Source organism: Caenimonas sp. SL110, assembly GCF_001044395.1.
GTDB lineage: Bacteria > Pseudomonadota > Gammaproteobacteria > Burkholderiales > Burkholderiaceae_C > Ramlibacter.
Window position 1 is genome coordinate 176,510 of sequence record NZ_JANU01000006.1, and the last position, 18,761, is coordinate 195,270.

At 64.0% G+C, this 18,761-nt stretch carries 14 protein-coding genes; 5 read left to right on the forward strand and 9 right to left on the reverse strand.

Annotated features, from left to right (window positions below; genetic code table 11):
- Positions 1-20: 20 nt before the first annotated feature.
- The 4 genes from AQ12_RS04525 to AQ12_RS04540 form a co-directional block, all read right to left on the reverse strand.
- Positions 21-419: a GtrA family protein gene (locus AQ12_RS04525; RefSeq protein WP_048438660.1), complete on the reverse strand. Its 399-nt coding sequence runs from the start codon at positions 417-419 to the stop codon at positions 21-23.
- Positions 416-2,866: a hypothetical protein gene (locus AQ12_RS04530; RefSeq protein WP_152682670.1), complete on the reverse strand. Its 2,451-nt coding sequence runs from the start codon at positions 2,864-2,866 to the stop codon at positions 416-418. Before AQ12_RS04530 ends, AQ12_RS04525 begins: the two co-directional genes overlap by 4 nt.
- Positions 2,867-2,983: 117 nt before the next feature.
- Positions 2,984-6,226, reverse strand: coding sequence for an exodeoxyribonuclease V subunit beta (locus AQ12_RS04535; RefSeq protein ID WP_048438662.1), 3,243 nt, complete (start codon positions 6,224-6,226; stop codon positions 2,984-2,986).
- Positions 6,223-8,760, reverse strand: a complete 2,538-nt coding sequence (locus AQ12_RS04540) for a PD-(D/E)XK nuclease family protein (protein ID WP_048438663.1) — start codon at positions 8,758-8,760, stop codon at positions 6,223-6,225. Before AQ12_RS04540 ends, AQ12_RS04535 begins: the two co-directional genes overlap by 4 nt.
- Before the next feature lie 125 nt (positions 8,761-8,885).
- On the opposite strand from AQ12_RS04540, the gene trxA reads away from it, so the two are divergent.
- The 5 genes from trxA to AQ12_RS04565 all read left to right on the forward strand — a co-directional run bounded on the left by trxA (position 8,886) and on the right by AQ12_RS04565 (position 14,234).
- Entirely contained in the window at positions 8,886-9,221 is a 336-nt protein-coding gene (trxA, locus tag AQ12_RS04545; protein WP_048438664.1) for a thioredoxin, read from the forward strand.
- 232 nt (positions 9,222-9,453) lie between these two features.
- Complete coding sequence (gene rho / locus AQ12_RS04550) at positions 9,454-10,719, forward strand: transcription termination factor Rho (RefSeq protein ID WP_048438665.1); 1,266 nt, start codon at positions 9,454-9,456, stop codon at positions 10,717-10,719.
- Between the two features lie 97 nt (positions 10,720-10,816).
- Entirely contained in the window at positions 10,817-11,116 is a 300-nt protein-coding gene (locus AQ12_RS04555; protein ID WP_048438666.1) for a type B 50S ribosomal protein L31, read from the forward strand.
- Between the two features lie 98 nt (positions 11,117-11,214).
- Complete coding sequence (locus AQ12_RS04560) at positions 11,215-12,897, forward strand: membrane protein (RefSeq protein ID WP_048438667.1); 1,683 nt, start codon at positions 11,215-11,217, stop codon at positions 12,895-12,897.
- Positions 12,894-14,234, forward strand: a complete 1,341-nt coding sequence (locus AQ12_RS04565) for an MATE family efflux transporter (protein ID WP_048438668.1) — start codon at positions 12,894-12,896, stop codon at positions 14,232-14,234. The genes AQ12_RS04560 and AQ12_RS04565 overlap by 4 nt, the downstream gene beginning before the upstream one ends.
- Here the strand turns inward: AQ12_RS04565 and phoR are convergent.
- The 5 genes from phoR to pstA are packed head-to-tail and all read right to left on the reverse strand — an operon-like array spanning position 14,215 to position 18,716.
- A complete protein-coding gene (phoR, locus tag AQ12_RS04570; protein ID WP_048438669.1) occupies positions 14,215-15,540 on the reverse strand; it encodes a phosphate regulon sensor histidine kinase PhoR in 1,326 nt (441 codons plus the stop codon). The two genes, AQ12_RS04565 and phoR, sit on opposite strands and share 20 nt — an antisense overlap.
- A gap of 60 nt (positions 15,541-15,600) precedes the next feature.
- Positions 15,601-16,314 carry a phosphate regulon transcriptional regulator PhoB gene (phoB, locus tag AQ12_RS04575; RefSeq protein ID WP_048438670.1) on the reverse strand — a complete coding sequence of 238 codons (714 nt, stop codon included), beginning with the start codon at positions 16,312-16,314 and terminating at the stop codon, positions 15,601-15,603.
- Positions 16,315-16,326: 12 nt separating this feature from the next.
- Positions 16,327-17,031 carry a phosphate signaling complex protein PhoU gene (phoU, locus tag AQ12_RS04580; protein WP_048438671.1) on the reverse strand — a complete coding sequence of 235 codons (705 nt, stop codon included), beginning with the start codon at positions 17,029-17,031 and terminating at the stop codon, positions 16,327-16,329.
- Positions 17,032-17,048: 17 nt separating this feature from the next.
- Positions 17,049-17,822: a phosphate ABC transporter ATP-binding protein PstB gene (pstB, locus tag AQ12_RS04585; RefSeq protein WP_193387959.1), complete on the reverse strand. Its 774-nt coding sequence runs from the start codon at positions 17,820-17,822 to the stop codon at positions 17,049-17,051.
- A gap of 30 nt (positions 17,823-17,852) precedes the next feature.
- Complete coding sequence (pstA, locus tag AQ12_RS04590; protein WP_048438746.1) at positions 17,853-18,716, reverse strand: phosphate ABC transporter permease PstA; 864 nt, start codon at positions 18,714-18,716, stop codon at positions 17,853-17,855.
- Positions 18,717-18,761: the final 45 nt, after the last annotated feature.

Consider the following 18,761-nt stretch of genomic DNA (forward strand, 5'->3'; position numbering starts at 1 on the left):
TGCTTTCTTTGCGCGAAGTTTCAGGTGGGGCCGCTGCCCTTGCGCGGCACGAAAACCCATGTGCGCGACAGCGTGAACCCGAGGGCGAGCACCGGCGGCAGCGACAGGAGCTTGCCAGCCAGGGGGCTCATGCCCAGTTGCTGGGTCGCGATCCACACAGCCGCCTCCGTCACCGCCAGGTTGATCGCCACCACGATGAAGTATCGGACGACCTGGTAGCCATGCAGGCGCGCGGAATCGCGGAAGGTAAAAAACTTGTGCATGACCAGGTTGACGCCGACGCCGACGAGGAAAGCAACGGCCACCGCAATTTCCTGCGCGATACCGGCTGTGAGCATCAGGTGCAGCACACCCAGGTCCACCAGCAGGCTCGTCACGCCCGTGACGATGAAGCGCACGAATTGGCCGAACGCCTTCATGGGGCCAGCGCACGCACGCGCGCGACCTGTAGCGTGACCGGCAGTTCGCCGTAGGACGCAATGCGGATCCACAGCGCGTCGGCCTTGGGCGGCGCTGTCATGCGGTAGCGGATGGCAAAAGTCCCGCCGGGCTGACCCTCGACCGGCATGCACGCCTCGATGCGGCCGGTGGAACCCAGCCCCTTGCCGTTGCGCGACCAGAACACATCCACGCCGGGACGCGCTTCGAGCTTGTCGCAAGTGCCCTGCACTTCAACCAGGATGGTCTGGCCGCCTTTGACCGGACTGTTTCCTCCGACGATGACCTTGGGGTCGACTTGCGTTCCAACCTTGTCGGCGCCCATGCGCCACAGTTCGCGCGACCAGACGATGTCGTCGTTGAGCGCAATCAAGGCGTCGTTGGCTGAATGCGCAATGACCTTGCCGTGAAGCATTCCGAACTTCATCAATTCATCGACTGGTTTCTGCACACTGGGGTGAACCTTGGCAAGTGGCTTCACAACCATGTGCGTGATCCGTTCCTTGCGCATGAATTCGCCTGCCGAAGCCTGATCGGTCACGGCCCTCATCGCTCCCAGCGCGCGAGGGTTGTACCAGTTGGCATAGACCGGCGTGCCATGCAGATCGGCGCCGTACGGATCGACCGAATACAGCACGCGCGAATGGATGCCCATGTCGGCGTTGGCCGCGCGCGTGAGCTCTCGCTCGGGCGCGTACTGGCCCAGATATGCGGTTCGACCGCGTGGCGTCAAGGCCGAATCGATCATCTCCCTGGGCTTGGTCTGCCAGAACACGCCCGGCATCCAGTACAGGTTCATCAAGATGGCCAGACCCAGCAGCGCCGACCACCAGTATTGCCACATGCGAGCCAGCTTCCGGTCGTCGGTGGGCAGCGGGTCCCATACGCGGGAGACAGCGAACATGCCAATGGCCATCACCGGGAAGAGATAGCGCAGGTACTGCTGCGAGGACAGCAGGATCAGCGAATAGACCAGCACCGCGCCCATCGCCACGCGCCGCTCGATGTCGCCCTTCCAGGCCAGCAGGATGACGGCAGCCGGCACCAGGAAGTACAGGCTCATGCCGCCGGCCGAAGCGATGGCCGTTTCCAGATGGCGCTGTCCGTCCAGGAACAGGTTGGCAAACAGGCTGCCGTTGAACTTGCCGGCATAGCCGTCGTTCTTGAAGTTGACCGCCTCGAAATACGGCGACTTGAAGACTGCGTTGAAGAGCGGCAGCACCGGGTTTCCGCTGCGAATCCACGAGGTCACGTAAGGCGTGATCACTGTGGCGAGCGCCGCCAGAATCGCCAGGCCCATCAACGGCCTGGCACGCGCATGGCGCCAGAAGGTCGGCAGCCAGACCAGTCCCAGCACCAGGCACATGACCAGGTTGCTGGACTTGGATGCGCCCAGGCTGGCCAGCATCAGGGCAGCGCCAATGGCCGGACCCGGCGACTGCGAGTCGCGCGCCAACGCCCACAGCGTAAAGATACCGATGACCAGGGCCGCGGAGATGCCTTCGGTGTGCAAGGTGTGGTTGATCGCCAGCACCAGCGGAATCGACAGGTAACCCACCAGGCACAGCACGGCCGGCCAGGGGCGCGTGCGCCTGAGCAGCAAGCCGGCCAGCAGCACGGCGCAGGCCAGGTGGTAACTGCCGTTCACCCACGCCTTGACACCTTCAGCGCCCTGCGAGATGACATACGCAATGGCGTAAGCGAGGTCCGATGCCAGGGGCGCTGCCGACCAGATCTGGTGATCGACATCGAAGGCGTAGAAATGCCGCACGAGCAGCTCGGTGGGCAGCCGCAGATGGAAAGCCAGGTCGTCGTAAGAGGCAACCGGCGTCAGCGTGCCGAGCGCGCCGTAGCCCCAGGCCAGCATCGCAAGGAAGATCGCGGCAGCTAGCGCGAACGATGGCTTGCCGCCCCGCCATTGCCGCCATTGCATGTGCAGGTCTTGCAGCAGTGCCCAGAGCGCGCCGCGTTGCCAGAACACGAGCAGCAGGCAGGCTGCGGCGTAGCTGCTGGGATAGTGGATCGCAACCGCGAGCACCGGGCTCAGCACCGCGATCATCAACGACAGGCCGACCAGGTAAGCCAGCACCGCACGTTCGATGGCCGTGAGGGAGCCCGCTCGCCCGACGATGGCAGCACCGACTGCCATCGCGCCTGCCCCAAACAGCACAAAGGCCAGTGCGGCTGACACACCGCCCGCATGAATTGCAATGAAGATCCACACCGCGACAAGCACTGCCGCAATGCGCGACACGCGCACAAAGAACGAGGCAATACCCAGCATGAGCGCAAAAGCTATTCCAGCCACCACCACTTTGGACTGGAAATCCCACGCCATCGGCACAGGCGCGGGCCACCACACGCCGATGCAAAAGAGGCTGGCAATGAATGCCGCAGTAGTTAGAAGTCGGGAAGCTGTGGTTGACATTGCAGGGGTGAAGAAGCACGGGTGAAGCGCGGGTAGGTAGGCCGGTGGTGCCAATGAAAATGTTCTCTGCCCCCGCGAAGCGCCGATTATGGCCGAGCGCCTTTGCGCAACTGGCGCTCAGGCGATGGTGACCATCCGTCCGCTGCCCGTGAGAAACGCGCTGCAAACGACTTCGCCCGGTCGGGCGGCTTGAACGGCTGCGCGGTAACTGCTCATCTGTTCGACAAGCGCCTTGTCGTCTTCGGGCCGCGAGTGCGATTTGTAATCCAGCACCCACCACTGGCCCGTGTCCCTGCGACGCACAAGTCGATCGATCCGCATGGCAATGCCCCCATGCTGCATCGGCACTTCATTGGCCTGCCAGTCGACAACGCTTGCATCCCATGCCCAGGCGCCCTCGCCCGACAGGATCGCCTGCGCTTTGGCAGCGGCAGCGTCGGCCTGCTGCGGATTCAGGCGGAACTCGCGAGCGACCCGCCGGATCGCGGTCTGGCTGAAGGTGGCGCCCTCTCCGCTCCAGCGTTCGAGCAGTCGGTGCACGGCTTCACCGAAGCGGGAGGCTTCGGACGCAGGGTCGGCCTCAGCAAGCAACTGGGCAGGCGCTGCGGTGAGGGGCGCAATCACTGCCAGCGTGAAGCTTGCAGCACCGCCATCGCCATCGCAGCGCCCCATTGCGTCCTGAACCGGATCGGGCGCGGGCAACTGCACGCAATGCGGCGCGAGCCTTCGCCACCAGCTGACCTCGGGCTCGATATAGGGCTCGACCGACGAGATGACGAGGCTGCTTTTGGCGCGGGTCATCGCCACATACAGGGCATTGAGTTCTTCCCGCTGGCGCTCGACACGCTCGGCATCAAGCGCATCTGCATTGCACGGCGGCGGACGCGATTCACTGGCGATGAACGAAAACCGCGTGGGCGCTTCGGACTGGCCGGGCCACTGCACGACGATGCCCATCGACTCGGCGCGTGGCGGCGCCCCATCGGTGTCGAGCAGAAGAACGATGGGCGCTTCGAGCCCCTTGGCTCCGTGAACGGTCAGCAGCCGCACCGCCTGCGATTCGGCGAGTGGCGGCGCCTGGATGCGCCCGGACTTGAAGGCGCGCACGAATGCATAAGGCGTTGCATAGCGCCCGCCTTCCACGTCGAGGGCGGCGCCGGGCAAGGCCTTGAGATTGGCGATGATGGAGTCGCGCATGGCCGTTGGTGCGGCGGCAGCAAACCGCTCGATCACCTGGCCCTGGCGGTAGATCGCCTCCAGCGCGTCATGGGGCGGGAGCGATTGCACCAACTCCTTCCATTCGAGCAGTCGTCTGCCCACATCCCTCAATGCGGGAAACACTTCGCTGTCGCGCTGCAGGATTTCAAACCAGGACGAGTCCTGCTTTTCTTCACGCGCCTGGCGGCTCGCCAATGCCAGCGCAACGAGTGTGTCGTCCGCCAGTGAAAACAGCGGCGACTTGAGCGCCCGTGCCAATGAAAGATCGTGTGTCGGTGACACCAGCGCATCGAGCAGCGCGATCAGGTCCTGCACTTCAGGTGCTTCGCACAGGTCGGTCTTCTCGGGTTGCTGCGCGGCGATCCGCAGCTTGCGCAACTCGCCTTCCATCGTGGACAGGCGATCACGCCGACGTGCAAGAACCATGATGTGCCTGGGCTGCTGGCCCGCTGCAATCTGTTGGGCGATCCAGGCGGCGGCCTGACGGCACTCGACTTCTGCCAGCTTCTGTTCCGGCAGGTCTCGCGGCGTGACCAGGCTGTCGCGCCACCCGGGCTCGCCGCCCTCGTCATCATCGGGCACGCCTATCGCGCTGCGCGGCACCTGGGGGAGACAGGCAACCTGGCCTTGTTCAGTCGAGCTTGTCGTATGCAGCCGAAAGCGCTCATAGCGGCCCTCTTCCTGAGCCTGGAGCATCACGCCATTGACCACATCGATCACAGCGGGCGTATTGCGCCGCGTGTGGTCGCAGCTGAGCAAGTCACCACCCAACTCAGCCACAAAGGCCTGCGCCGCAATGAACACCTGCGGCTCGGCCCGGCGAAAGCGGTAGATGCTCTGCTTGGGATCGCCGACGATAAAGATGCCGGGCGCGTCGCCACCGGCTCCTGCATAACCACTGAGCCACGAATGCAGCGACTGCCATTGCAGTGGATTGGTGTCCTGGAACTCATCGACCAGCAGGTGCCTGATGCGTGCGTCGAGCCGCTCCTGGACCCAGCCCGACAGCACCGGATCGGCCAGCATGGTTTGCGCCGCCTGCTCCACGTCGTTCATGTCGATCCAGCCGCGCTCACGCTTGAGCGCTGCGAATTCGGCGATCAGGATGCGAGCCAGCCGCGCCATGCGTTGCTGGTGCAGCCACGCACCGTGCTGGCGGCAGGCTTCGGCCAATCGAATCGCCAGGTCCTGTGCGGCGCGAATGAGGTCCAGCCCGTCGATCTTGTCGCTGAATTTGCGCGGCTCGCCCTTCTGTGTGAGCAGCGCCGCGATCACGGCATCGAGGTCACCCCCGGTGACGGCTTGTTCCAGCTCCACCCCCTTGGCCGAATGCGTCGGCGCCTTGGCACGACCGAGCGCGCGAGCCGCTGCCGCCAGTTGCTCGCGCGGCGTGTCCAGTCGCGACAGCAGGTTGCACGGCTCATCGACGCCCGCAAATTCAGGAAACTGCTGCGCGAAATGCATGACCGATTCGTCCACCGTACCGGCCGCGTCGGCAAACGAAAACTCGACGCGCTTGGCCAGTGCGGCCTCCAGCGCCTTGCGAGTCTGCGAACGGCCATGGGCGGCAATCGATGCGCCAAAGTCAGCGCGCGCAGATTCATCGGCCACGATCGCTGCGTGAAAGCGACGCCACACCAGATCAACCGCCTGCGTATCGTCTTCGAGCAACTGGTAGCTGGCGGGCAATCGCATCCGGTCCATCACCGCCATCGGTGCATTGCGCAGCAGCGAGGCAAACCACGCGTGGAAAGTGAGGATGCGAACCGGCCGGCCCGACTCCAGCACCTTCGCGTACAAGCCGGCAAGCGCCTTCACCTCATCGTCGGCCGGGTTGGCGATGCCGCGCATCTGCAACTGGATCTTCAGCTCGTCCGGTGACGCATGCGCAAACTCCTGCAGCCATTCGAGCAGGCGCTGGCGCATCTCGCCTGCGGCCTTGCGTGTGAAGGTGATGGCGAGGATGTCCTGCGGCTGCGCACCTGCAAGCAGGGCACGCAGAATGCGCGAGACCAGCATCCATGTCTTGCCTGCGCCCGCGCACGCCTCAACCGCGACGCTGCGGCGTGGATCACAGGCCACTGCGTAAAAGCGCGCGGCGTCAACGCGCTGTCCGTTGTGTTCGTAGGCCGCTTCGCTCATGACCACGAGTCCTTGCGGCAAAGGCCGCGCGCGCCACAGAATTCGCAGGCCTTGCCTTCGCCGAGCGCAGGCATCTTCTGGCCGGCGGCGATGCGTGTCATGTCATGCAGGATGCCTTCGACCAGCATGTCGCGCTCCTGCACGATCCGCTCCTGTTCGACCATGCGCGTCTCGCCCCGCTCGCCGACATTCACATAGGCCGCGCGCAGCGTGTCGTCGTGCAGCAGGGCCGCATAGAAGGCGAGCTGCGTGTCTTCTCCCGCCCGGCTCACCCGCTTGCTGCTGGCCGCTGCAGCTTCGGTTTTGTAGTCCATCACCAGCTGGCTGCCATCGCGCAATCTGTCGATGCGATCGATGCGGCCCACGAGCTTCACCGCGCCGAGTTGCAGTTCGTGCTTGCCTTCGGCTTCGACAAACGTGGCGCCTTCTTTTTCTTCGTGCCTGGCGAGCCAGTCGAGATAGCCATCGCGCACGCCGGGCCACGCGGCGGCAAAGGGCAGGAACTCGCTTTCGTCGAAGCGCATCTCGCTCGTGACCTTGTCGGCAGCTGTGTCGAGCAGCCGGACGCGCTTCGCCCCAGCAGGCTCCCAACTCTCGTGCAGCGCTTCATGAAACTCGCCAAGCACCTTGTGCAGCCAGTTGCCGAAATCGCGCTTGCCGACCTCGGTGTCGATCTCGTCGGCTTCCTGCAGCCCCAACTGACGCATCGAAAAGAAACGATAGGGGCAACTGCGCAGGTCGCTGTACGCGCTGGCAGAAAGCTGTGTGATCGGCAACAGGTTGCCGGTGGGCATCGGCCTTTCAATCGGCTGCGCTTGCGCGACCACAGCGACGCGGGGATCGGGCTGCAGATGCAATCCGAGTTCGAGTTGCAGCGCCTGCACCAGCGGGCTTGGCAACAAGGGCTCACCACTTTCATCGCTCTTGCGCCAGAGCACATCGCAATGCGGCGTCTGCACGGCGTTGCGCCAGCCGGCGCGAATCTCATCTTCTGTCGTTTCCCGCAAAGGCAGCCCCAGCACCGTGCGCTGCTCCGGCGTCCAGATGCCTGCCGGCTCCGGCGATGGCGAAAGCCGCTTCTCGTCGCAGCCTGGCATGACGAGCGCGCCGAACGGACGGCCCAGCATCTGGCTCACCGGCAGGATCACCACCTGCTCGCGCGAGGCCTGCTCGGGCTTGAAGCTCTCTGCTTCAAGAATGTCATTGACCCACGCGATGAACTCATCGAGCGTCCAGCGCCTGGCGGCTTGCGGCAGGTCGAGCAGTTCGTCTTCATCGCCTTGCGCGAGCCTGAGCGCGCCCACGACACCCGCGCCAGCCGCATCGCGAACCAGCGGCATCCACTGTCCGGAAAGCTTGAGCAACTCACGCAATGCAAGCACCCATTGCGCAACGCTCTTTTGTCCCTGCATCGTCTCGCGCCAGCCCTGTACCTCCTCCAGCAGCAAAGCCAGTGCGCCCTCTCCGTTCTCATCGCCCACATCCTGCGCACGCAGCGAGCGCCATTCGCGCACAAACTCTGCACGGCGCACGCGGCGCTCCAGGCCCAGCACCGAACCTGAAGAAAGCGCCGGAGCGTTCTTCAGCCAGTCGATCACCGCATCGGTGCTCGCGTTCCAACCGCAGGCCTTGAGCGCGAGCATCACGTCGGCGGCACGGCGCGTCGTTGAAAGTTTCCAGCCGGTCTCATCACGGACCGCAACGCCCCGGGCATCGAGCATGGCGTGGACCCTGCGGGTCAGTACCCGATCAATGGCACCCAGGGCCACCGGCACGCGGCCTGCGTTCACATGGGCAATGACGCAAGACGCAGCCTGCTCGGCTTCATTGGCCGGATCGACCGCTTCGTACAGGCGGACCTCGCCCAACGGCGCCTGAGCAAACAGGGCCAGCGCGTGCGACTTGCCAGGCAACTGGGCGGCCAATGCCTGCGCCAGCGGATCGCGCTGAAGTCCTTCGACGACGACGAGCAGTTCGACGCCATCCATCGCGCCGGGTGCAAACAGCGCGTCGGCGGCGTAGCTCGACGCTGCTGCCCACTCCAGCGCGATCCTCGCTGTCGCCGCCTCGAATGCAAGCACCGGCGAATCGAGCGAAGCCGAGATCGCGGCACGCGCGTTCGCCGCCCAGGCATCGCGCTGCGAGGGCGGCACCGCTGCGGCCGCAGGCGCGATCTGCCAGGCCGCTTCGACGAGGCGCCCCGCGAGCAGGTCGGCGTGCTGCCTGAGGCCCGCCCGCTCCAGCCACGCACGCGCGGTCAGCAGGTCGCGGCCCATGTCCATTGCAATGCTGTCGGCGTGCGGCTCGAAGCTCATGGCGCCACACCATGACCGGGTGGTCTCGAAGCGAGGCGCGAATCCGTCACCCGCTTCCAGCGCCCACGCCGTGCGCGCATGCGAGAGAACATGCACATAAGGCATGAGCACTACCGTGTGCGCAGGGTGTGCGCCGCATGCCGTCATGAGCGCGCGCACGCGGCCCATCAATAACTGCATCGCGCCTGTCGCGGGATGGTCGATTGCTATCGCATCCATAGCGTGGCGGGGGCGCGGCAGGGCCGACGTGGGGACTTGGTTTCTGTCACAATTCCCCCACTGTACTTGCACCGGCGCAAGCGTCTCCCACGCGAAGCGCAGGCAACAACCCCAAGGAACAACTTATGGCCAGCGACCTCATCAAGCACGTCTCCGACGCATCGTTCGAAGCGGACGTCCTGAAGTCCGACAAGCCCGTGCTCGTCGATTACTGGGCTGAATGGTGCGGCCCGTGCAAGGCAATCGCGCCCATCCTGGACGAGATGTCCACCAACTACGGCGACAAGCTGCAGATCGCCAAGATGAACGTTGACGAGAACCGCGACATCCCCGCAAAGTTCGGCATTCGCGGCATCCCGACCCTGATGCTCTTCGCTAATGGCGAACTCAAGGGCACGCTGGTGGGCATGAAGCCCAAGGCAGAGATCCAGGCTTTCGTGGACCAGAAACTGGCCGCCTGATATTGAATTGCGAACGGGGTCCCAAGAGGGCCCCGATTCATTTTTTCCTGTCATAATCCGCAACAGTTCACTGCCCGCCAACCTGCCGATCCAGAAGGCGGACAGTTCGAGTTTCGCAAGTTCCCCGGTCGTGAGGCAATGCCCTTCACGCCAAACACCCCCCAGAAAACTTCTACTCCGCAAGGGGTAAAACTTCAAACTCCGCAAGGAGTCTTTCCATGCAGGTAATTCCATGCACTTAAACGAACTCAAGGCACTCCACGTGTCCGAGGTCCTCAAGCAGGCCGAAGAGCTCGAAATCGAAAACACCGGCCGCATGCGCAAGCAGGAGCTGATGTTTGCCATCATCAAGAAGCGTGCGCGCGCAGGCGAACAGGTCTTCGCAGACGGCGTGCTGGAAATCCTGCCCGACGGGTTCGGTTTTCTGCGCAGCCCCGACACCAGCTACACCGCCAGCACCGACGACATCTACATTTCGCCGAGCCAGGTGCGCCGCTTCAATCTGCACACCGGCGACATGATCGAAGGTGAAGTGCGAACGCCCAAGGATGGCGAGCGTTACTTTGCCCTCACCAAGCTCGACATGGTCAACGGCGGTCCGCCCGAGAACAACAAGCACAAGGTGATGTTCGAGAACCTGACGCCGCTGTTCCCGAAGGAACAGATGAAGCTTGAGCGTGACAACTTCAAGGGCGAAGAAAACATCACCAGCCGCGTGATCGACATCATTGCGCCTATCGGCAAGGGCCAGCGCGCCCTGCTGGTTGCACCGCCCAAGAGCGGCAAGACGGTGATGATGCAGCACATCGCGCACGCCATCGCCGCCAACTACCCCGACACTTACATGATGGTGCTGCTGGTCGATGAGCGACCGGAAGAAGTGACCGAAATGCAGCGCTCGGTGAAGGGCGAAGTCATTGCCTCCACCTTCGACGAACCGGCCGCACGCCACGTGCACGTCGCCGAAATGGTGATCGAGCGCGCCAAGCGCCTGGTCGAGCTCAAGAAAGACGTCGTCATCCTGCTGGACTCGATCACGCGTCTGGCTCGCGCCTACAACAACGTGGTTCCGTCGTCGGGCAAGGTCCTGACCGGCGGCGTCGACTCCAACGCACTGCAGCGCCCCAAGCGCTTTCTGGGCGCAGCCCGCAACGTGGAAGAAGGCGGCTCGCTCACCATCATCGCCACGGCCCTGATCGACACCGGCAGCCGCATGGACGAAGTGATCTTTGAAGAATTCAAGGGCACCGGCAACAGCGAAATCCACCTGGACCGCCGCCTGTACGAAAAGCGCGTGTTTCCCTCGATCCAGCTCAACCGCAGCGGCACCCGTCGTGAAGAGTTGCTGCTCGCCCCCGAGATCCTGCAAAAGACCCGCATCCTGCGCCAGTTCATGTACAACATGGACGAGATCGAGTCGATGGAAATGGTCTTGAAGTCGATGAAGGCAACGAAGACCAACGTCGAGTTCTTCGACATGATGCGCCGCGGCGGCTGACCAGATCACACCACTTGGTATAATTGAAGGCTATTTCGCGGAAAGTAGGCCAGAAGGTTCTGGTCCCGGCTCTCGCACCGACCCCAAGGAAAAGATCATGAAAGACGGCATTCACCCCAACTACCGCGACGTCCTGTTTGTGGACCTGTCCAACGGTTTCAAGTTCGTCACACGCTCGTGCGTGCAGACCAAGGAAATGGGCAAGACAGACGACGGCAAGGAATATCCGCTGTTCAAGCTTGATACCTCCAGCGAGTCGCACCCTTTCTACACTGGCACACAGAAGTCCGTGAACGACATGGGCGGCCGTGTTGACAAGTTCTTCAAGAAGTTCGGCAAGCCGACCGAGGCGAAGAAGGCTGCACCCGCTGCCGACGAAGCCAAGTCCGCCGCTTAATTCGGAAGCCAGCGCGGCAACGACGCTAGCAACCATCCTGTCAAAAGGCAGCCCGGGAAACCAGGCTGCCTTTTTTATTTGAGGCAAACTCGCCGCCAGTGACACAGCCCACTCCCGCCATCGTCGCCCAGGAAGCCGCGGGCCGCCTTCCACGCCTCGCGCTGCTTTTGTTTTGCGTGGCGTATGTCGTGCCCGGCTTCATCGGCCGTGAGCCCTGGAAGAGCCAGGACATCACCGGCTTCGGCTACATGTTCGAGCTGGCGCGCGGCAGCGCCTCGTGGCTGGCCCCCTCGCTGCTGGGCCAGCCGCCTGAGTTCGACGGCTTGCTGCCCTATTGGCTAGGCGCGCTGGCCATCCAGGTCACGCCCAGCGGGCTGGCGCCTGACCTTGGCGTTCGGCTGGTTTTTGCCCTGCTGCTGGCACTGACCCTGGTTGCCACCTGGTATGCCGTGTACAACCTCAGCCGCACACCACTGGCACAACCCGTGCCCTTTGCATTCGGTGGCGAGGCCAGCACCACCGATTACTCCCGTGCCATTGCCGATGCCGGCCTGCTCGCGCTGATCGCGTGCCTGGGTCTCGCGCAACTGTCACACGAGACAACACCCGCGCTTGCCCAGGTTGCCTTCACCGCCGTCGCCTTCTTTGCGATGGCGGCTCTGCCCCGAAAACCAATCGAAGGCGGGTTGGGACTGGGCCTGGGCCTCACATGCCTGGCGCTCAGCGGTGCACCTGTGCTGGCGCTGCTGTTCGGCGCGGGCGGACTGGCCGTCAGCCTGTTGCCGGATGAAGAGGATGGCCTGGTGCGGCGCCGCGTCGTCGTGATGGTCTATTCGATCGCGCTGACGCTGACGCTGGCGTTGACGGCATCGCTGGACCTCTGGCATTGGCGCATCAACGACACGGCGCTGGCGCGCGACTGGACGACGCAAGGCCGGCTGTTCATCTGGTTCACCTGGCCTGCGTGGCCCTTCGCCCTCTGGACCCTCTGGCGCTGGCGTCGGCAGCTGCTTGCGCGGCATCTGGCGCTGCCGCTGTGGATCACGCTCGTGTGCGTCGTGACAGCCTTTCTGACGCCCGCCTCCGACCGATCGCTGCTGCTCGCGCTGCCGCCGCTTGCAACGCTGGCCGCATTCGCCTTGCCGACCCTGAGCCGAAGTGTCGCCGCGCTCATCGACTGGTTCACGTTGCTGTTTTTCAGCGGGTGCGCATTCATCATCTGGGTGGTGTGGATTTCGATGCAGACCGGCGTTCCGCCCAAGCCTGCGGCCAACGTCGCCAAGCTCGCGCCGGGGTTCGAACCCAGCTTTTCCTTCATCGCGTTCGCCTGTGCGCTGGCGGCAACGGTGGCCTGGGCGCTGCTCGTGAAGTGGCGTACCGGCCGTCACCGCGTCGTGATCTGGAAGAGCCTGGTTCTGCCTGCCGGCGGTGCAGCGCTGTGCTGGGTGCTCCTGATGACGCTGTGGTTGCCGGTGCTCGACTACGCACGCGGCTACACGCCGGTGGTGCGAGGCATCACCCGCCACATCGACAAACCCGGTTGCGTCGAAGTGTTCGGCCTGACGCGCTCCGAAATCGCTGCGTTCCGCTATCACGGCGACCTGGAATTGAGGCCTGCCGGGCGCAAGGGGGTGTGCCCCTGGATGCTGGTCGACGATGAACTGCAGTGGACCCTGCCCTTCGCCATCGACATGAGCGGCTGGAAGCTGGTCGTTCGGGTCCGCAGGCCAACCGACGCCAAGGACAACGTCGTTCTCTATCGCAATCTGGCATTCCCGTGAGCGAGTTGCGCGTCATTGCGCGCCACGCGGGCACGGTGCTGGTGGGCCAGCTCGCGGTGATGGCGTTCGGCATCACCGACACGATCATCGCCGGGCGCTATTCGGACCAGGCGCTGGCAGCGCTCTCGGTCGGCGCTGCGGTCTACATCACCTTCTTCGTCGCCATGATGGGCATCCTTCAGGCCATGCTGCCGATATGGGGGCAGCTGCGGGGGGCCGGGCGCAACCGCGAAGTCGGCAAGTCGGTGCGCCAGTCGCTCTACCTGGCGGGCATCGGCATGGCGATCGGATGCACGGCCTTGCTGTTTCCCGGCCCCATCCTCGACTGGACCGAAGTGCCGCTGGCCGTGCGCAAGGATGTGGAGAGCTACCTCGCGATCCTGGCGCTGGCCATGCCGCCGGCCCTGCTATTTCGCCTCTACAGCACCTTGAACCAGAGCCTGGGCAAGCCGCAGCTGGTCACATGGCTGCAGGCCGCCTCGCTCGTCGTGAAGGTGCCGTTGACCATCTGGTTCGCATTCGGCGGCCTGGGTGTTCCGGCGATGGGCGTGAACGGTTGCGCGTGGGCCACGGTGCTGGTGAACTACATCTTCCTCGGATGCGCCATGTGGCTCTTGCGCACGCAGTCGCTGTACGAGCCCTATGCGATATGGCACCGGATCGAGCGACCGCACTGGGCCACGCTGGCAGAATTCGCGCGTCTCGGAATTCCGGCTGGCCTTGCGATCATGGTCGAAGTCACATCGTTCACCCTGATGGCGCTTTTCATTGCGCGTCAGGGCACGGTCGCGTCCGCTGCTCACCAGATTGCAGCCAACCTGGCTGCGGTCATGTACATGGTGCCGCTGTCGCTGGCCATTGCGACGAGCGCGCGGGTCAGTTACTGGCTGGGTGCTGAAGACGCCAAAGCCGCCCGTGCGGCCATTCGCGCAGGGTTCCGGCTGGCGTTGATGTTGGCGCTGACGATGGCTGCCCTGCTCTTTGTCTTGAGATATGGCATCGCCTCGATCTACACCCGCAACCCGGCTGTCGCAGCGACCGCCGCGGGTCTGCTGGCCTGGCTTGCGGTCTATCACCTGAGCGATGCAACGCAGGCGATGTGCGTGTTCGTGCTTCGCTGCTACCGGGTCGCGATCGCGCCGCTGGTGGCGTACTGCGTGCTGCTTTGGGGTGTGGGCTTGTTCGGCGGCTACCTGCTGGCCTATCGGGGCCTGCCGGGCTTCGAGGCGCAGAACACGCCGTCAGCGTTCTGGATCGCAGGTGCCTTCGCGCTGGCGCTGCTGAGCGCAATCCTGGTGGCGATGGTCTGGCGGGCAGTCAGGGCCGGGCGGCACTGACGCTCTTTCGCAGGCGGTTGGCCGGAAACTGGATCGAGAAGGTCGAGCCTGCGCCCGGCGTGCTGTCGATCTTCAGTTCGGCGCCGTGCCGCTGCACCACGTGCTTGACGATCGCCAGGCCCAGGCCCGTGCCGCCGGTCTCGCGCGAACGGCTGCGATCGACACGATAGAAGCGCTCGGTCAGGCGCGAGATGTGCTCCGGCGCAATGCCAGGCCCCGTGTCGCGAACCGTGAAGTCTGCACGGCCGTCTGCCAGCATCTTCCACGCGACGTCGATTGAGCCCCCCGTAGGTGTGTACCTGACGGCATTGCTCACGAGATTGGTGAGCGCGCTTTGCAATTCGCTCGATGACCCGGCCAGCTCGAAGGCAGGTGCGTGTTCGAATCGAAGCTCCTGCTTCTTGCCGAGCACACCAGAGATGGCGCGCCCCTCTTCTTCGCACTGCGCCATGAGCAGCTGCAAGGAGGTCCAGTCGCCCTGCCCCGGCAACGGACTGCCTTCCAGCCGCGACAGCGTGAGCAGATCGCTCACCAGCGTCTGCATGCGATGCGCCTGCTGGGCCATCAGCGCCAGGTAGCGTTTTCGCTCCTGCTCATCGAGCGGCAAGGTCTGGAGCGTCTCGACGAAACCCGTGAGCACCGTGAGCGGCGTGCGAATTTCGTGCGAGACATTCGCCACGAAGTCGCGCCGCATGACCTCGGCCTGTTCAATGCCCGTGATGTCGCGCGACAGCAAAAGCCGCCGGCCTTCGCCATAAGGATGCAGGTGCACCGACAGCTTGATCGGGCGGGACGGCGTGCTGTCGCGCGACTGGATCACAGCCTCCTGCGAGTAGTCTCCGCTGGCGTAGTAGTGGGTGAAGACCGGATCGCGCAGCAGGTTGCCGATCAGTTGCAGCATGTCGCGCTCAGGGTCGATTCCCAGGTGCTGCGCAGCGGTCTCGTTGCTCCACTCGATGCGGCCCTGCGCATCGAGCAGCACCACACCGTTAGGCGAAGCCTGGATGGCGGCAAGAAAGTCCTGCAGGCGCCGCGCCGACTCGTTCAACTGCTGGTCGCGCGCGCGAAGGATGCGGCGCGCGCGGTCGGCCGCTTCGCCCCAGAGCCCCGCAGTCACCGGAGGTTCGGTCGGCGCGCCCGCGCGCAGCCAACGCACCACACGCGCCCCGCGCAGCAGGTCGATCGCGAACCATGCAAAGGCGCCGGCGATGGCACCGCCGAGCGCGCCGATTTCGCGCGCAAACCACCACCCGCCAAACGCAGGGATGGCGATGCACAGAAAGAGGCTGGTGATTCGCCAGAACATGAATGGGATTGTGGGGCCGGGCCATTGCCGGTCCGAAGCGAAGGTGTCAGCGCGCCAGACTCAGGCTGGTGACCCCTGCGTGGCGCGCACGTCATGGGTCAGGCGGTAGCCCGCTCCCCGCACGGTCTCGATCATGGTTCCCGCGCTGCCCAGCGACTCGCGCAGGCGCTTGACGTGAACATCGACCGTGCGCTCTTCGATGAAGACATGGTCGCCCCAAACCTTGTCGAGCAACTGCGAGCGGCTGTGTACGCGCTCAGGATGCTTCATGAGGAAATGCAGCAGCTTGAACTCCGTCGGCCCGACCTTGACCGGCTTGTCGTGCCAGGTGACGCGATGCGTGGCGGCGTCCAGCGCCAGGTGCCCGGCCTTGACGGTATCGCTCACCTGTTCGGGCGCGCGGCGACGCAGCACTGCACGGATGCGGGCCAGCATCTCCTGCGTGGAGAACGGCTTGGTGATGTAGTCGTCGGCGCCAGCGTCCAGCCCCGCGATCTTGTCTGGCTCATCGCCCCGGGCCGTGAGCATGAGGATGGGAACGGGCCGGGTTCGAGCGTCGGCACGCCACTTGCGCGCCAGGCTCAGGCCGCTTTGTCCCGGCAGCATCCAGTCGAGCAGGATGGCATCGGGCAGCACCGCGTCGATCTCGCGCTGCGCGGACTCGCCGTCTTCTGCCCACACGGGCTGGAACCCGTTGTGGCGCAGGTTCACGGCAATCAGTTCCGCGATGGACGGCTCGTCCTCGACGATCAAAATGCGGGGCAGATTCTTCATGGATGTCCGGTACTACTTGATGGCCGATTCGACCTGCTCCATCGTGGCGTGGCGCACATCAGCGCCCTTGACGACGTAGATGATGAATTCGGCAATGTTCTTGGCGTGATCGCCGATGCGCTCGATGGCCTTGGCAAGGAACAGCAAATCCAGGCTGGCCGAAATCGTGCGCGGGTCTTCCATCATGTAGGTGATGAGCTTGCGCACGAAACCATCGAACTCCTTGTCGATCTCGTCGTCTTCCTTGAGGATGGCAACGGCCGTCACGGTGTCCAGCCGCGCGAACGCATCCAGCGCCTTGCGCAGCAACTTGGCCGCCAGTTCAAAGGCGACCCGCAGCTCCGAGGACGGCAGCGTGCGTACAGCGCCGCTCTTGCTGATGATGGACTGCACCATGCGTGCGATCTTCTCGGCCTCATCGCCCACGCGCTCGAGGTTGGCCGTGGTCTTGGAAATCGACATCAACAGGCGCAGGTCACGCGCCGTGGGCTGGCGACGCGCGATTATCGACGACAGCTCGCGGTCGATCTCGACTTCCAACGCGTTGACCTGCAGTTCAATCTCGATCACGGTCGTCGCCGACTCGGCGCTGAACTGCGACAGCGCATACATCGCATGGCGAATCTGCGATTCGACCAGGCCCCCGAGTTCCATGACGCGGGAAGAGACACTGTTGAGTTCGCTGTCGAACTGGGTGGATAGGTGCTTGTCGGGCATGTTGTTGCTCCCCGCGTTCAGCCGAAACGGCCAGTAATGTAATCCTCGGTCTCACGGCGCTTGGGCTTGAAGAAGATCTGTTCGGTCTCGCCCACTTCGACCAGGTCGCCCAGGTACATGTAGGCCGTGTAGTCGCTGCAGCGCGCGGCCTGCTGCATGTTGTGGGTGACGATGACCACCGTGTAGTCGGTCTTGAGTTCGGCAATCAGCTCTTCGATCTTGGCCGTGGAGATCGGGTCCAGCGCCGAACAGGGCTCATCGAGCAGCAGCACCTCGGGCTTGATCGCGATGCCGCGTGCAATGCAAAGCCGCTGCTGCTGGCCGCCCGACAGACCGGCGCCGCTTTGCGCCAGCTTGTCCTTGACCTCGCCCCACAGAGCAGCCTTGCGCAGCGCCCATTCGACGCGCTCGTCCATGTCGACGCCGCCGAGGTTTTCAAACAGTCGCACACCAAATGCAATGTTGTCGTAGATCGACATCGGAAACGGCGTGGGCTTCTGGAACACCATGCCGATGCGCGCGCGAATCAGTGCGACATCTTTTTTGGAGGTGAGCAGGTTCTCGCCGTCGATGGTGATTTCGCCTTCGGCGCGCTGCTCGGGGTACAGCTCGAACATGCGATTGAAGGTGCGCAGCAAGGTGGACTTGCCGCAGCCGGAAGGTCCGATGAAGGCAGTGACCTTCTTTTCCGGGATTTCCAGGTTGATGCCCTTGAGCGCGTGGAACTTGCCGTAGTAGAAGTTCAGGTCCTTGACCGAGATCTTCGATGCAGTAGTGGAAGGCAGCGTCATCGTATTCATGGTGTTCATTGGCCCTGTGCGTCAGAGCTTGTTGCGCGTGACGACACGGGCAAGGATGTTGAGTGCAAGGACAGCGGCCGTGATGATGAAGACGCCTGCCCACGCGAGCTTTTGCCAGTTCTCGTACGGGCTCATCGCGAACTTGAAAATCGTCACCGGCAGGCTGGCCATCGGCTCGCCCAGGTTCGAGGTGAAGAACTGGTTGTTCAAGGCGGTGAACAGCAAGGGCGCTGTTTCACCCGCGATACGCGCCACCGCCAGCAACACACCGGTGACCACACCGGCGCGCGCAGCCTTGAGCGTGATGCTGGTGATGACTTTCCATTTCGGCGCGCCGAGCGCGTAGGCCGCTTCGCGCAGGCCCGGCGGAATCAGCATCAGCATGCCTTCGGTGGTTCGGATGACCACCGGAATCACGATGAGCGCCAGCGCAATCACACCGGCCCAACCGGAAAATGACTTGAAGCGCGCGACGACCACCGCATACACGAACAGGCCGATCACGATGGAAGGTGCCGACAGCAGGATGTCGTTGACAAAGCGGGTGAGGGAGCCGAGCCAGCCCTTCACGTCGTACTCCGCCAGATAGATGCCGGCCATGATGCCGATCGGCGTGCCGATGAACGTCGCCAGCATCACCATGAGGAACGATCCCCACAGCGCATTGGCGATGCCGCCTGCCTCGTTGGGCGGAGGCGTCATCTGGGTGAACGTGGCCAGCGTCAGGCCGCTGATGCCCAGGGTCACGGTCTCCCAGAGAATCCAGACCAGCCAGAACACGCCGAAGGCCATCGCCATCAGCGACAGGGTCAGCGCAACCTTGTTGACGCGCTTTCGCGATGCATACATCCGCTCGCGCAACAGCGCTGCATCGGCCTTGCGCATCAGCGTCTCGCCCGTTCCGCCCGTTCCGCTTGCCCCGCCGGTGAC